The sequence below is a fragment of the Synechococcus sp. HK01-R genome, from assembly GCF_014217855.1.
Classification (GTDB): domain Bacteria; phylum Cyanobacteriota; class Cyanobacteriia; order PCC-6307; family Cyanobiaceae; genus Synechococcus_C.
Map to the genome: position 1 here is coordinate 2,189,136 of NZ_CP059059.1, position 14,223 is coordinate 2,203,358.

Annotated in this window: 16 protein-coding genes, 3 pseudogenes and 1 riboswitch; of the genes and pseudogenes, 2 read left to right on the plus strand and 17 right to left on the minus strand. The window is 63.4% G+C overall.

Translation table 11 applies throughout. From position 1 onward, the window contains the following. Nucleotides 1-7: 7 nt before the first annotated feature. Together H0O21_RS11660 and H0O21_RS11665 are read right to left on the minus strand one after the other, a co-directional pair. Complete coding sequence (locus H0O21_RS11660) at nucleotides 8-970, minus strand: permease (protein ID WP_185189764.1); 963 nt, start codon at nucleotides 968-970, stop codon at nucleotides 8-10. Nucleotides 971-988: 18 nt separating this feature from the next. Beyond that, nucleotides 989-1,330, minus strand: coding sequence for a c-type cytochrome (locus tag H0O21_RS11665; RefSeq protein WP_185191020.1), 342 nt, complete (start codon nucleotides 1,328-1,330; stop codon nucleotides 989-991). Nucleotides 1,331-1,495: 165 nt separating this feature from the next. On the opposite strand from H0O21_RS11665, the gene H0O21_RS11670 reads away from it, so the two are divergent. Next, on the plus strand, nucleotides 1,496-1,966 hold the full coding sequence (locus H0O21_RS11670; RefSeq protein ID WP_185189765.1) for a hypothetical protein: 471 nt from the start codon (nucleotides 1,496-1,498) through the stop codon (nucleotides 1,964-1,966). An 18-nt stretch (nucleotides 1,967-1,984) separates the two neighbouring features. Here H0O21_RS11670 and H0O21_RS11675 read toward each other — a convergent pair whose 3' ends face one another. The 14 genes and pseudogenes from H0O21_RS11675 to H0O21_RS13490 form a co-directional block, all read right to left on the minus strand. Further along, nucleotides 1,985-2,575 (minus strand): HupE/UreJ family protein, encoded by a 591-nt coding sequence (locus H0O21_RS11675; RefSeq protein ID WP_185189766.1) that lies wholly within the window; start codon nucleotides 2,573-2,575, stop codon nucleotides 1,985-1,987. 31 nt (nucleotides 2,576-2,606) lie between these two features. Next, a complete protein-coding gene (locus H0O21_RS11680) occupies nucleotides 2,607-3,248 on the minus strand; it encodes a HupE/UreJ family protein (protein ID WP_185191021.1) in 642 nt (213 codons plus the stop codon). Between the two features lies 1 nt (nucleotide 3,249). After that, a riboswitch (cobalamin riboswitch) is annotated at nucleotides 3,250-3,401 on the minus strand. A gap of 7 nt (nucleotides 3,402-3,408) precedes the next feature. Then, nucleotides 3,409-3,720 carry a DUF3721 domain-containing protein gene (locus tag H0O21_RS11685; RefSeq protein ID WP_131455522.1) on the minus strand — a complete coding sequence of 104 codons (312 nt, stop codon included), beginning with the start codon at nucleotides 3,718-3,720 and terminating at the stop codon, nucleotides 3,409-3,411. A gap of 50 nt (nucleotides 3,721-3,770) precedes the next feature. Next, nucleotides 3,771-4,619: a metal ABC transporter permease gene (locus H0O21_RS11690; RefSeq protein ID WP_131455523.1), complete on the minus strand. Its 849-nt coding sequence runs from the start codon at nucleotides 4,617-4,619 to the stop codon at nucleotides 3,771-3,773. A 3-nt stretch (nucleotides 4,620-4,622) separates the two neighbouring features. After that, a complete protein-coding gene (locus H0O21_RS11695) occupies nucleotides 4,623-4,880 on the minus strand; it encodes a hypothetical protein (protein WP_131455524.1) in 258 nt (85 codons plus the stop codon). 81 nt (nucleotides 4,881-4,961) lie between these two features. Beyond that, nucleotides 4,962-5,102: pseudogene (locus H0O21_RS11700) on the minus strand (manganese transporter); the annotation flags it as partial. Then, nucleotides 5,093-5,261: pseudogene (locus H0O21_RS11705) on the minus strand (metal ABC transporter permease); the annotation flags it as partial. The pseudogenes H0O21_RS11700 and H0O21_RS11705, both read right to left, overlap by 10 nt. 7 nt (nucleotides 5,262-5,268) lie before the next feature. Continuing rightward, on the minus strand, nucleotides 5,269-6,003 hold the full coding sequence (locus H0O21_RS11710) for a DUF1028 domain-containing protein (protein WP_185189767.1): 735 nt from the start codon (nucleotides 6,001-6,003) through the stop codon (nucleotides 5,269-5,271). Next, the gene (locus H0O21_RS11715) at nucleotides 6,000-7,292 is read right to left on the minus strand and encodes a Zn-dependent hydrolase (RefSeq protein WP_185189768.1); all 1,293 of its coding nucleotides are present in this window, start codon (nucleotides 7,290-7,292) and stop codon (nucleotides 6,000-6,002) included. The genes H0O21_RS11710 and H0O21_RS11715 overlap by 4 nt, the downstream gene beginning before the upstream one ends. 82 nt (nucleotides 7,293-7,374) lie before the next feature. Further along, the gene (gene asnB, locus H0O21_RS11720) at nucleotides 7,375-9,399 is read right to left on the minus strand and encodes an asparagine synthase (glutamine-hydrolyzing) (protein ID WP_185189769.1); all 2,025 of its coding nucleotides are present in this window, start codon (nucleotides 9,397-9,399) and stop codon (nucleotides 7,375-7,377) included. Between the two features lie 9 nt (nucleotides 9,400-9,408). Next, a complete protein-coding gene (locus tag H0O21_RS11725) occupies nucleotides 9,409-10,524 on the minus strand; it encodes an aspartate carbamoyltransferase (protein WP_185191022.1) in 1,116 nt (371 codons plus the stop codon). 178 nt (nucleotides 10,525-10,702) lie between these two features. Next, nucleotides 10,703-10,831: a hypothetical protein gene (locus H0O21_RS13485; protein WP_255441017.1), complete on the minus strand. Its 129-nt coding sequence runs from the start codon at nucleotides 10,829-10,831 to the stop codon at nucleotides 10,703-10,705. Nucleotides 10,832-10,843: 12 nt separating this feature from the next. After that, on the minus strand, nucleotides 10,844-12,262 hold the full coding sequence (locus H0O21_RS11730) for an urea transporter (RefSeq protein ID WP_185189770.1): 1,419 nt from the start codon (nucleotides 12,260-12,262) through the stop codon (nucleotides 10,844-10,846). Then, a complete protein-coding gene (locus H0O21_RS13490) occupies nucleotides 12,262-12,390 on the minus strand; it encodes a hypothetical protein (protein ID WP_255441018.1) in 129 nt (42 codons plus the stop codon). The genes H0O21_RS11730 and H0O21_RS13490 overlap by 1 nt, the downstream gene beginning before the upstream one ends. A 310-nt stretch (nucleotides 12,391-12,700) precedes the next feature. Between H0O21_RS13490 and H0O21_RS11735 the strand changes: the two are divergent. After that, nucleotides 12,701-13,426 (plus strand): annotated as a pseudogene (locus H0O21_RS11735) (glycogen/starch/alpha-glucan phosphorylase); the annotation flags it as partial. A gap of 17 nt (nucleotides 13,427-13,443) precedes the next feature. Here H0O21_RS11735 and H0O21_RS11740 read toward each other — a convergent pair. After that, entirely contained in the window at nucleotides 13,444-14,208 is a 765-nt protein-coding gene (locus H0O21_RS11740) for a metal ABC transporter ATP-binding protein (RefSeq protein ID WP_185189771.1), read from the minus strand. Between the last annotated feature and the right edge of the window lie 15 nt (nucleotides 14,209-14,223).

Below are 14,223 nucleotides of genomic sequence, written 5' to 3' on the forward strand. Positions count from 1 at the left end.
ACCCCCCTCACAACAGCAGCAGATTGACCCATTGCCCCATCAAAAGCACGACCATCGCAGCCGCCAATGCCGTCATTGCAATCGCCCGGGGCTTGAGCACCACCGTGAACAATCCAGCGAGCTTGAGATCCACCACCGGACCGAGAAGCAGAAAGGCGAGCAGGGCCCCAGGCGTGACCTGGGCCGCGAATCCCAAGGCCAGAAAAGCATCGACACTGGAGCACACCGAAATCACGACCGCCATCACCATCAGGGCGAAGATCGAGAGCGTCGGCGCTTCCCCAACCGCCAGCAGCCAGCTTCTGGGCAGGAAGGTCTGCACGCTGGCAGCGATCGCGCAACCCACAATCAACAAGGTGAGCAGATCAAGGAACTCACGGCTGCTGTGAGCTAACAACTCGCCAGGATCCAGCTGAGTCGGTGCCGGCGATGGCAGCGGCGCTTCGCGGACGTGAACACCAACCAAGCCACTGCGGCGCTCTAGCAGGCCGACCTGCGCAAGAGGCTGCGTCATCCGCCTCTCCTCAAGCAGGGCCTCGGCAAGCAGATCGTGCTCGGGCACCGGCCGCAACACGAAGGTGAGCGCCATCGCGATCAGGAAGGCACCACAGGGCCTGGCGAGCAGGAGCCATGGTTGGTCTGGAAACGCCGCCCAGGTGCTGGCGATCACGATCGGATTCAGCACCGGGGCAGCAAACAAAAAACCGAAGCCGGTGCCCAAGGGTGCACCGCTAGCGATCAACCGCCTGGCGACAGGAACATTGCCGCATTCACACGCCGGCAGAGCAAACCCCATCAGGGCTCCCACCACTGGCGCCAGCAGGGGGTTGCGGGGCAGCAAGCGGATCCAACCGGTCTGAGGCAACAACCAGCGGGCTAGAGCAGAAATAGCGACGCCTAACAATAAAAACGGCAAAGCTTCCAGCAACAAGCCCTGAAAGATCGCCCAGGCGGTTGACAGAGCGACCATCAGGCCGCCTCATCGAACTCAGCTCCAGCCGTTGCTCGCCTGCTCCTCCACATAGGCCGCGACATCGGAGATCTGATTCTCTGTGAGCGTATCGATGAAGGCGGGCATCGCGTTGCGGCCGTAGGTCACCTGGGCAACGATGGCGCTCTCATGACCATTGGAGTATTGGGCCAGGTAGCTCTGGAGATCCGCCTGTTTCAAGGTGCGCTCGCCGTTGACAATGTTGCCGCCGCCGGCATGACAGGCGGCACAGTTGGCGGAAAACACCTTGGCCCCCAGGGCGGAATCCGCCGCTGAGGCGCTCAGGGGAGCAAACAAACCGATGCAGAGAGCAAGGGCAAAGGAGAGAAGGAGACGCATGAGCAGCCCAGTGACGATGTCGACAATGTTGGCTCTGTTGCCGAGCCGCTCCAAGCAAAAGTCGAACGATGGCATCGATTTGTCACCAAGCCGACATCACACCCTGCAGACAGAGCGGTTGGCTCTCCTTAAGGTCCAGAGATGAACTGCCATGCGAACCGATCCATGGGTCGACGCTGCCTGCACCTGCTGATCGGGATGGTTTGCACGCTGATGCTCTGGCTGCAGCCGGCCGCAGCCAACGCCTGCGTGCCGGGCCTCGATTGGGGAATGGAACGCTCCCACCTGGAAGAGCGACTGGGAGTTGCGCTCACAGAGGCGAGTGATCGCACGCTTGAGGCCCATGGTTTGACCATCGGAGCGATTCCCGTCAAGCGCCTGCGTCTCCAGCTAGGTGATCAAGGGCTCAAGCAGCTCGCCTATGAGCTGGAGCCGGATGCGATGACGGAAGTGCTGGCTGGCCTGCGCTCCCGCTATGGAGCCCCGGTCAGCACCACCGTGGACACGGAAGGGAAGGCACTACAACAGGTGTGGGTCTGGAACACTGGCACCGACTGCATCACGGCGGTGCGAGCAGGAGACGATGCCTTCCTGCTCAGCTACCGGCCGAGTCGACTCAATCCAGCCCTGCTCTGACCTTGCTCTTCAACGCGATCAGGCGCTGATCACCACCGGCAACAGCAGCAAGCCACCGCCGAGAACCACAAACATCGCACCGGCGCGACGCAGAAGGGGAGCGGGAACGCGTTGCATCAACACGGTGGTGACACCCACCACCAGGGCTGATGCGAGCAGGGCACCCGCCCACCAGAGCAGGCTGCCCTGATCACGGGGGGCTTCCAAGCCATGGAGCATGGCGTGGATCGCGATGCCACCAGAAACCAACGGACCCGCCACGTCCGCAAGACGGGCGGGCGCCAAAAGCACCAGCCCCACCGCAGCGATCGCCAGGGAGGCGAGGATTTCAGCGGCAGGAACCGCTAAACCACCAAACCCGACCACGGCACCCAGCAGGGCACCAACCAGGGCCCAGAGCACAAGGCGCGTGGAGAGAGCAGCAGCAACGGTGCCGACCGCCACCAGCATGACCAGGTGATCGAGTCCCAGCAGCGGGTGAGCGACACCGGCGATCAGACCACCGGAGGCTTCGCCGTGGGCCTGGGCAGAGGGAGACGCAACCAGGGAGACCAGGGCGGCGGTCAGTCCGACCGGCAGGAGCAGGCGGCGCTTATTGAGAAGAACCATGGGAGAAGCAGACGAAAACAACGCGGTCACGTCAGGCCACGAGGGCCGTCCAGGCAAAAGCGGCACCGATGCCAATCCAGATGCCGGCAGCCAGACGTCGACCGTTCTCTCCGATGGCGGCGATCCAGCGCCTCGAGCCGAGGCAAACGGCGAGCAGCAACGCACCCTGCCCCAGAAACAGGCCGAGGAAATAGGCGAACAGCGGTGTGGCCTCAGCACCCACGACCATGCCCCCGAGCAGATAACCGTGACAACCCATCACGGGCAGGAGCAAAGCGCTGGGCAGGCAGCCAAGGGCGATCAGTCCTTCGAGGGCAAGGCTGAGTGCCACCAGTGCTTCCGCCATCGGCTGCAGATTGCTGGCGAGAGGCAGGGCCAGAGAAAGCGAAGCCCCCAAGAGACCCATGGCCAGCAGAGGCAGCACCCAGGCCACAGGACGCCGCAGACCGATGAAGCCGATCGCCAGCAGGAAGAGCAGATGGTCGGGACCCAGCAAGGGGTGACCGATACCGCTCATCAGTCCCTGCCAGGCATTGAGATCGGACCCCTCAGGCATGCCAAAGGGATGATGGGCGAGAGCAGGGGCAGCCAAGCTCAATAGCAACAGGGCACTGCCCCCGATCAGACCGATACCGCGGGAGGCACCGGAGAAGCGGGAAAGGTTCAAGTCGATCCTCGTCGATGGAAACCCCGGCGGGCGTTCTGACTGCCATCAGGGCCGGAGCTCCGATGGTTCACAGCTGCGGGACAGCGATGGATTGACACCATCTTTCCCCGTTACCTCCGGTGGCTGATCCCCACCGGAACCGAGACACCCTGTTCTAGCTCAAGGCTCAATGGGCGGAATGGGCAGCACCGCCATGATTGTGTCCACTGCAGGGCATCCACTTGCTCCCCATGGCGTGAGCCCCCTTGCAGTTGAACAGAGGAGCGGCGGCCTCTGCTTCTGCCTTGGTGTCGTAAAGGGCCTTAAGCGGCTGCTTAGGGGTGGTGGATGGCTTCGCCGCTGGAGCTTCACCAGCGCTGATCATGGTGCCGGTGTGGTCATCGCCAGGCACGTGATGGGCGCGGACCGCAAGGGAACTGAGCAGGAGACCACCACCGAGCAGCAAGGTCAGAGATGAACGACGCAGAACAGAGACCATGGGAACGCGCAGACAAAGCTGATGGAACTCATTCTGAAGGCCGGTGGCGCCTATGGACTATTGCCGGACACCCCAGCACGCTGACGAAGGATTCCATGGGCCGGGGCAAACAGGAAGGCGACAAGAAACAGGCCGGTCTGAACCAGAACAATGCATCCAGCCGTTGAACTGTCGCTCCAATAGCTCAGAAACACACCCGCCAAACTCGAGAGCACACTGCTGCCCACCGCCAACCAGGTCATGCGGTCGAAGCGATCCGTGAGTAGATAAGCCGTCGCTCCAGGGGTCACGAGCATGGCCACCACAAGGATGATGCCAACGGTCTGTAAGCCGGCCACAGCTGCCAACGACAGGATCGAGAGCAGCAGGTAGTGCAGCAAGCCCGTGTTGATCCCGATCGAGCGGGCATGGGTGGGATCGAAACAGAACAGCAGCAGATCCCGTCGCAAGAGCAGCAGGACCGCGCAGACCACGGACGAGATGAGCAGGGTCTGCTGAATGTCAGCGGCAGAGATGCCGAGCACGTTGCCGAAAAGAATGTGGGTGAGGTCGATGTTGCTGCGGGTCTTGGACACGAGCACCAGCCCAAGAGCAAAGAAACCGGTGAAGACAAGACCGATCACCGTGTCTTCCTTGATGCGTGACTTCTGTTTCACGAACCCGATCGCGGCCACGGAGCCCACGCCAAACACGAACGCCCCTAGGGAGAAGGGCAGTCCGAGCGCGTAGGCGAGCACCACCCCAGGCAGCACCGCATGGGAGACGGCATCACCCATCAGTGCCCAACCCTTCAGGGTCATGTAACAGGAGAGCAAACCGCAGACGGCACCGACGAGGGCACTCACCAGCAGAGCCCGCACCATGAAGTCATGACGCAGGGGTTCCAGCAACCAATCCATCAATCAGAAGATCCCGAGCGTCTTCTTCTTGCAATAACCGGCTCCGATGTTCATCCAACCGGATGGGCAAGCTTGGCCGTTGGTCGGCGTGACCTCGTAGTAGACCGGTGACACGCAGGTGCTGCCAAGGGTGTTGACATAACCAAGGGGGCACTGGTCATGGCCAGGCGCTTTGGGGATTTCTTTTTGAGCCAGAGCGGGCCCCGCCGGGATCAAGGTCAGTGCTACGCCAATGGGCAGGCCAAGTTGAGGAAGGCGCATGACGGGAGCTCTCTGTTCGATGAGATCGCAAGAACCCTAAACCGATCCGACCGCTGCAAAAAACAGCACGCATGCCGGTGATCAGTCGTCAGGAAGCGTCTCCGAACTGTTCCCTGTCAGCAGATCTGGGGGGAGCCCGCCGAAGGCAAGAGACAGGTTCTCCGGAGTGAACACCTCCGAGGTCTCGCCGTAGGCCAGCACGGTCTTGTTGATCAACACCACCCCAGGCAGCACCGCATGGGAGACGGCATCCCCCATCAGGCCCCACCCCTTCAGGGTCACGTAGCAGAAGAGCAGGCCGAAGACGGCACCGACGAGGGCACTCACCAGCAGAGCCCGCGCCATGAAGTCATGACGCAGGGGTTCTAGCAACCCTTCCATCGGCAGATCAGGCGACCGTTCGATCTTCGCTGGCCGGATTGGCGCTGGCCCGATGGGGGATCGTGCGGTTGAGCAGGGTGCGATCGAGGGAGGGGCGCTGCAGCAGTTCCTGACGCCATTGCTGGGCCCAGCGCATCTGACTGCGCTCGTAGATCCGCTCCAGTTCCACAACAGCATCGTCGTGGAAATCCACCCGCAGATCCAGCAAGGGAAACGCCGCTTCGCCGCTCACCTGCAGCGCCGCCGATGTCGAGCACTCCGCGCGCCGATCCCCTCCGGCATCTTCCCCGGCGCGCAACGCCTGGAGCAGCCGTCGCCCCAGCTTCCAGCTGGGATCGGACGCCAGAAACGCGGCCTCCATCGCCAGCAGCACCTCCTCCCCCACCAGCAGATTGCCGGCCACGGCCACGTTCTCGCGGCAGCGATGCCCGGCCCAGGCGCCGCAACCGTCTCCGGTCCAGCCGGCGGTGTGGCCCGACCCATCGATCAACTGCACCTGGCGCAGCTCTGCCTGGGGGTCATCGGCGAGCAATCCAGTGAGCACCACGGGGGCACTTTGGTGCTGCTCCAGCCGCTCCAGTCCGCAGATGCCGAGATATGGGTTGGTATGCGCCTGAGTGGCCACCGCTCCAACACCGGCACGGATGTGGGGCACGGTGGAACCCACGGCCAGATGGCAGGTGGCCACAGCCACGCCAAAGCGACCGTTGTGGGGATCCCGGGCCAGGATCGAAAAGGTCATGACGCCGGATCCAGGCTGCGGTCGAGCTGAAGCAGGCTCTCCAGCAAAACGGCCGTGCCAGCTTGGCACTGATCCAGGCTGGTGAATTCAGCCGCTGAATGGCTCAGGCCCCGATGGCTGGGCACAAAGATCATCCCCATCGGCCAGCGGCGACCGATCTCCTGGGCATCATGACTGGCCCGGCTGGGCAGATGGCTGCTGGGCAGGCCAAACTGCTCGGAGGCCTGGTGGATCGCTGCCATCAAGGTGGAGTCGGCCGGGGTTGGGGCCACCGCGAACTGGGGTTCCATCGCCAGGCGGCAGCCGGAGCGAGCACGGATCTGCTCCAAAGCGTGTTCCAGACCAGCCTCGAGCGCATCGAGCACCGTCGCATCGAGATCGCGCATGTCGACCGTGAGCGTCACCGCACCCGACACCACATTGGCCGCATTGGGCCACACATCAAGCCGACCAACGGTGGCCACGGGGTCGCCGGGATGGTCCGCAGCCAGACGCTCCACCGCCAGCACCACCTGGGCGGCTGCCACCAGGGCATCCTGACGCCGATCCATCGGGGTAGTGCCGGCATGGTTGGCCTGGCCCTCCACCCGGATTGTGAAGCGGCGCTGTCCGACGACCCCCTCCACCACACCGATCAGGTCACCGCGATCCTCAAGCACGCCACCCTGTTCCACGTGCAACTCCAGGAAGGCGGCGATCGCCTGATCCTCGCGGCGGGCCTGGGGCAGGGCATGCCAATCGCCACCGATGCTGGCGAGATTGCGCTCGATCGATTCGCCATTGCTGGTGGCGTAGGCGTCAGGGTCGGCAGGGGCAACGCCGGCCATTCCCTTGCAGCCCACCATCGTGGACTCCTCATCGGCGAACGCCACCACTTCCAGCGGATGGCGCAGGCGAAGGCCCCGCTCCCCCAGGCAGCGCACCACCTCCAGACCGGCCAACACCCCCAGGGCGCCGTCGTAGCGGCCACCCGTGGGCACCGTGTCGAGATGGGAGCCGGTCATCAGGGCGGGCAAGCCGGGCTCCGTGCCCTCAAGGCGACCGATCAGGTTGCCGGCCGCATCGACCCGCACGGTCAAGCCGGCTTCCAGCAACCAGGAGCTGAACAGTTCACGCCCCTGACGATCCGCAGGGGTGAAACCGCGACGGCAGACGGAACCATCCTCCTGACCGCCCACTTCCGCCATCGATTCCAGGCTGGCGAGCAAGCGCAAGCTGTTCGGTTCGATGCGACCCTGCCCGGCCTGACCATGGAGTTCAGCAGTTGGGAGCGTTTGCAGCAGGGTCAAGCAGAAATCTCAGTGAGAAGAGATTAACGATCTCGGCAATGCTGAGGCGGTGATGTAGCGAGCGCCACCATTCACCATCCGCTCACACGTGCCAGCCGAGGGCATCGGCTTTCTGGCGCGCCTGGGCGGGCACATCGGTGGCAATGAACATCCGATGCAGCATCTGCACCCCGAGCAGATGGTTGATCAGGGCGTCCATCTGCACCCGATCCGCATCGGTGGTGGCGGGATCCTCATGGCGGGCGAACAGGTCGCGCACCCCCTCGGCGCTGAGCAGGCCGGCCTCGGCGATCGCCGCATCACTGAGGTAGTCGTCGGCCAGCTGGCGCATCTGATTCCACTTGTCGGGCTCGGTGTGGGCCGGAGGAGCCATGAAGGCGAATTTCTCGCGCTTGTAAAGCACCTCCGGCAACAGCCCAGCCATCGCTTCACGCAACACGTATTTCTCCGTTTTGCCCTTGATTCGCAGCTCCGGAGGCACCTGCACCGCCGCCGCGGCCAGATGGTGATCCAGGAACGCGGGCCTCGCTTCCATCGAATTGGCCATATCCACCCGATCGCCACCCCAGGTGAGGATTTGACCCTCAAGCATGGTCTTGATCCACACGTATTGGGCCTTGTCGAGGGCGTGGCGCCCCTCGAGCTGATCGGCATCGAGGGTGGCGGCAATCGCTTTGCCAGGGGCATAGCCCTCCAGCGCCTGGCGATGGGGCTCCGCCAGCAGGTCGGGCACCAGGGGAGCGCAGGCCAGCCAGGGCTGCAGGCAGCTGGGGGTGAAGCCCACCACCGCATCGAGATCGGGATCATCCACCTGATCCGCCGCCAACATCGCGCCCTGCACCAGGGCATTCGACTGCTGCAGCAGCTCTTCCCAGCTGCGTCGCTCCGCTTCCGGCAGGTCGTTTAAACCATGCAGAAACATGTCGCGGCGGAAGGCGGGATAGCCCCCGAAGAGCTCATCGGAGCCCTCACCGGTCATCACCACCTTGTAATCCACGGCATTCACATGGCGGCTCATCAGAAATTTCGCCACTGCCAGGGTGTTGTAGATCGTGCGTTCGGTGTGCCAGAGGGTGCGCTCCATCCAGCCATAGAGCTCCTTACCCGATAAGCGCATCAGGTCTTGTTCGGCGCCGGTCGCCTCCGCCATCTCCCTGGCGATCGGCGATTCGTCGTAACGGGCGTCATCGAAGCCGATCGTGAACGCCTTCACCGGGTTTTGACTCACCGCCGCCGCCAGCCCGAGGATCGAGCAGCTGTCGATACCGCCGGAGAGGTAGCAGCCCACCGGCACGTCGGCCACCATGCGCAGCTCCACCGCTTCCAGCAGGGCGGCCCGGATCGTGTCGATGTGCTCCTGCTCGGTGATGGCGGCGTCGCGCTCCCCCTGCCTGGGGAAATCAAGATCCCAGTATTTCCAGTGCTCCACCGTGAGCTGGCCCTCGCGGCGACGCACGGTGATGCCATGACCGGGTGGCACCTGGTGCACACCGACGAAGGCGGTGGTGCCCGGCACCATCGTCTGCATGAGCTGGTGGAAGAGTCCCTCCGAGGTGAAGCGCCGCTCCACGGCAGGATGGGCAAACAGCACCTTGAGCTCGGAGCCGAACACCAAGCCCGCCGGCGTCAGCGCCCAATACTGGGGCTTGATGCCGAAGCGATCCCGCACCAGATGCAGGGCATCGTCGGCTTCGTCGTAGATCGCGAAGGCGAATTCGCCGCGCAGCTGCGGCAGGGTGGCTTCAAGCCCCTGCTGTTGATAGAGGCGCAGCAGAATTTCTGAATCGCTCTTGCTGTCGAAACGCACACCGCGGGCGGTGAGATCGGCGCGGATGCGCTGGAAGTCGTAGAACTCACCGTTATGGGCCATCAGCAGCCGCGCCCCGGGGCCGGCGGCCTCGCTGAGGAAGGGCTGACGGGCCCGCGTCTCGTTGAGGTCGATGATCGAGAGGCGGGCATGGCAGAAGCCCACGCCGGCATCGTCAAGGCTGCGGTAGCCGAAGCCATCCGGACCACGATGCTCCTGGATCGCGGCCATGTTCACCAGCAGCTGGGGATCGACGCGCTGATGGGCCTGGGCGCTGAACACCCCTCCGATTCCACACATAACGGTTCCTCAGATCACATCCATGACGCGGTCGATGCGCTCCACCATGCAGGTGAGCAACGCCATGCGCAAAAACACCGCACCGCGAGCCTGCGAGAAATACCAGTTGTGGGGCGTGGCGTCCATGCAGGTGCTCAACTCCGCGCCACGGGCGAGCGGATGCAACACGATGGCGTTGGGCTTGAACGGCAGATCATGGGTAATTCGAAAGGAATCACCGTGGGTCTCGTAGCTGTCGCCCACCCAGGCGATCGCATTGATGTAGAGCACATCCAGTTCGGGCAATTCGCTCCGCAGGCTGGAGGTCCAGCGCACCGTCAGCCCCGCCTCCCGCAACTCCTCCAACTGGCCTGGATCAAACAGATCCCCACTGGCATTGGTGGCGGGATCATGAAAGATCACCAGCTCCGACACCATGTAGGGGAATTTGGCCAGAATGCGCAGCAATGAGCGCACCGTGCGCATCCGGCTGGGGATTCCGATCACACCGATACGGATGCGTTCCGCCTCAGGCAGAGAGGGATTGGCCAGCTCAGGCCGCCATTTGAGGATCGTGTAGAGATCGGCCATGGCCTGGGTGGGATGTTCATCGATGCCGTTGCCCGCGTTGATGATCGGGATCCGCAATCCCTCCACCATCTGATACACGGCATCCGCCTGGTTGTCGCGCAACACCACACAATCGCCGTAGTTGTTGAACATGTGGGCGACATCCAGAAGCGATTCCCCCTTGGCGATCCCGGTGGAGCCGCGATCGGTGATGTTGATCGAATCGCCGCCGAGCCGGTGCCAGGCGCTATCGAAGGAGAGGCGGGTGCGGGTGCTCGGTTCATAAAAGGCGTTGATCAACACCTTGCCGCGCAGGGGATGGTTGTGGGCGATGTAGCGGTTGGGATTGCTCTCAAACTTGGCCGCCAAACGAAACAGCTGCAGCAGAGAATCGGCGCGAAAAGGCCGGATCGAGATCACATGCTGATCGGCGAGATCTAATAGGGCATCACCGTTCTCCTGCACCGCATTCAGCAGCGACTGGGGATGACTGGATCCGTACACATCCGGGCCAAGACGCTCAAAACGCAGGGGATCGCAGCGGTGGTCGCGCTCAATCACAGGACAACTGGACATAACAACAACAGCGACAACACAGAAGGCCGTGATGTGGAGCGGATGGGCATCCGGTATGTCTTTGAACACCCTTAAACCAGCCTGCGCAGGCGGGGCGATCCCTTACACAGTTTTCTTTACGGCATTAACGAGATTTTGTAGCCAATCAAACATTTAACCAGGGAAAAGGTACGTACAGCTACCAAATACGCCCCCGTCGCCATTCGATCCACCAGATCAGCAGCAGGGCGAGCACGGCGAGGATCAACCCCACCAGGCTGCCCACCACCACCAGTTCAAACAGGGTCGGTCCGGCGATCCAGGTCATGGCCAACTTCGCTCAACCCTCCTTCAGAATGTGCCAGGAGAAACGCTCCGGCCACAGCTGGGTGCCCACCGCCATCACCAGGGCCGACACCGCCGCGGAAATCAACGCAGCGCAATAGGGCGCGATCAGGGTGTAAGCCAGGAGGCCGCACGCACTTCCCGCCACCATGGCGGCGATGGCGGCAACGCGATTGGCACTGCGCCAGTAGAGGCCATAGGCCACCGGCCAGATCGTGGAGGCCACCAGAGCCCCGGTGAAGAACAGCACCGAGGCGAGCGAATCGAGCCGCGGCCAGGAGAGCGCCAGGGTGACGACCCCGAGGCCGATCACTACCAGCCGGGTCGCGCGTTTGAGCTCGGCATCGCTGAGCTGGGGGTTGAGCAGTTTGAACACCACATCCTCAGCCACCAGATCGGCCGTGGAGGCGAGTAGGGAATCCAGCGTGGAGGTGAGCGAGGCGAACACAACCACAAACACCATCGCCGCGCCGCCGGCGCCCAGCAGCTGGGAGGCCAGCACGGGGAACACCATGTTCACCTGGGGCAGCTCAATCGCCTGGGCCAGCGCCACCAGCCCGATCGAACCGGTCACCACGGGAACGGTCATCCAGGCGAGGCCACCGAACACAAACGAGCGAAACACCACCGAGGCGCGGCTGGCGAACACCCGCGACCACCAGATGTTGTTGTGAAACACCTCACCCATCGAGAAGAGGGCCGAATTCCAGGCGATCAACAGACCGGCGGGCAGCAGCAGGTTGAGGCGGCCGGGATGGCTGGCCACCAAGGCGCGATGCACCTCCGGCACGGGGAACTGGCGAAAGGCGAGCACGGCCACCACCACCAGGAGCACCATAATTAGCAACGACTGAATGAAATCGGTGCCCACCACAGCGCGCATGCCGCCATAGAGGGTGTAGATCGTGGACACGCCGATTACCACCACCATGCCGAGGCGGTAATCGAACCCCGATAAGGCCTCCAGCAGGATCCCCGCCCCCATCGCCTGGGTCATCAGGAAGCCGAGCGTGTAGATCGCCGTGATCACCATGAACACCCACCAGGCCGCCCGGCCGTAGCGAAGCCGGAAGAAATCGCCGCTGGTGCGACCGGCGGGCATCAGCTGCTTGATGCGCAGGGCCAGCGGGGCGAACAGGATCAGGCCCAAGCCGGCTAGGGCATAGCTGAACATGCCCCAGAGCCCGTTGCGGTAGCCGAATTCTGGCGCCAGCAGGGTGGTGTTGCCGGTCACCCAGGAGGCCATCAGGGTGGCGGTGCTCAAGGCCAGGCCGATGTTCCGCCCCGCCAGCATGTAGTCGTCGGCGTCGCCCTTGCCCTTCCGCCCCCAGGACACGCCGAGGGCGATCCAGAGCACGGAGAAGATCACCACCAGAGCCCAGGCGATCCCTGGCGCCAGAAACGGTTGGGCCATCAATCCGCTTCCTCGAAAGGATCGCGGCCCTGCCAGTGCCGATACCCCTGCCAGATCATCAGCGTGGTGGCCAGTGTGACCACGGCACCGAGCCCAAAAATCAGCAGGGCCTGTGGCAAATCATCCATGGGATTGCTTGCTGCCCTGGGGGGAACCTACCCGTGCTTCCAAGGCTTGCCCATGCCGCAAGGGAGAGGAAAACTTTCTGAATCCGTAACAACACCCACATTCAGCCGTCACCGCGCTCCTGTTCTGTGTGATCAGATGAGTGGATCACACACCCTGCCATCAGCTGCGCGCCTTCAGGCTTAGCAGCAGATTCAGCAACGCCAAGTGGTTGCCGTGGAGGCCTCCCAGCCCCTGGCCACCACCTGGGCCGACGATGTGTTCACCCTCGAGCGGATGAAGGGTGCCCTGCCCAAGGCGGTGTTCAAGTCGATCCAGCGCTATCTGCGCCTGAAGAACGGCGAGGATCTGCCGCCCCGCACCGTGATCTTCGGGGGGAAGGCGGCGCCGGGCTACGCCATGGCCAAACTGATCATCCGCCTGATCGTTGGCATCGCCGACACGGTGGCGATGGATCCGGATGTGCGCGGCCGACTGCGGGTGGTGTTTTTGCCCAACTTCTGCGTCAGCCTCGGCCAGCTGGTCTATCCAGCCGTGGATCTCTCCGAGCAGATCTCCACCGCGGGCAAGGAGGCCTCAGGCACGGGCAACATGAAGATGGCCCTGAACGGAGCCCTGACCATCGGTACCCTCGATGGGGCCAATGTGGAGATCCGCGAGCGCGTGGGTGCCGAACACTTTGTCCTGTTCGGGCATACGGCGGAGCAGGTGCGACATCTGCGCCAGAACGGCTATCAGCCCGGCGACTGGCTGGGCCGCAACCCTGGGCTCCAGGAGGCCCTGGACCTGATCGGCAGCGGCCATTTCAGCGAAGGCGACCGCCAGTTGTTCCATCCCCTGCTCGACAACCTGCGCCATCACGATCCCTTCCAGGTGATCGCCGATGCGGCGGACTACAGCCGTGGGCAGCAGGAGGTGGATCGAGTCTGGCAACACCCCGACCAGTGGACCCGGTCCTCAGTGATCAACACGATGCGCTGTGGCTTCTTCAGCAGCGACCGAGCGATTCGCGAGTATGCCGAACGCATCTGGAACCTTCCCACCCAGAGCCTCTCTCAGGCGGGGGGCTCATCGGAACTGTTCCCTGTCAGCAGATCCGGGGGGAGCCCGCCGAAGGCAAGGGACAGGTTCTCCGGAGTGAACACCTCCGAGGTCTCGCCATAGGCCAGCACGGTCTTGTTGATCAGCACCACCAGATCACAGAAGTCGCGCACATGGCTGAGGTCATGGGTGGAGATCAGGATGGTGCGCCCCTCGCGGCGGAACTGAAGAAACAGCTCCGCCATCAGCTTCTCGGTGCGGACATCCACCCCGTTGAAGGGCTCATCAAGTAACAGCACCGAGGCCCCCTGGGCGATGGCCCGGGCCAAAAACGCACGCTTGCGCTGACCACCAGAGAGGGCACCGATCGGCCGGTGGCGCAGATCGAGCAAGTCAACCCGGCTCAGGGCCTCACGCACCGCCACCCGATCGGCCTGGCTGGGAATGCGCAGCAGGTTCATGGCGCCATAACGGCCCATCATCACCACATCCCACACCGACACGGGGAAGGCACAGTCGACCCCCTCGCTCTGGGGCACGTAGGCCACCGCCTGCTCCCGCTGGGCTTCGCTCACCCTCAGGCCATTGATCCGGATCCGCCCCCGACTCGGCCGCAGAAAACCCGTCAGCGCCTTGAACAGGGTGGATTTACCCGCACCATTCATGCCCACGAGGCCGCAAATGCAGCCAGGGGGCAAATGCAGCGATGCGTCAAAGAGAGCAACGTTGCCGTTGTAGTCCACGCAGAGCTGGTCGGCGTCGATGCGATTGGAACCCACCGGTAGGCCCCCTAC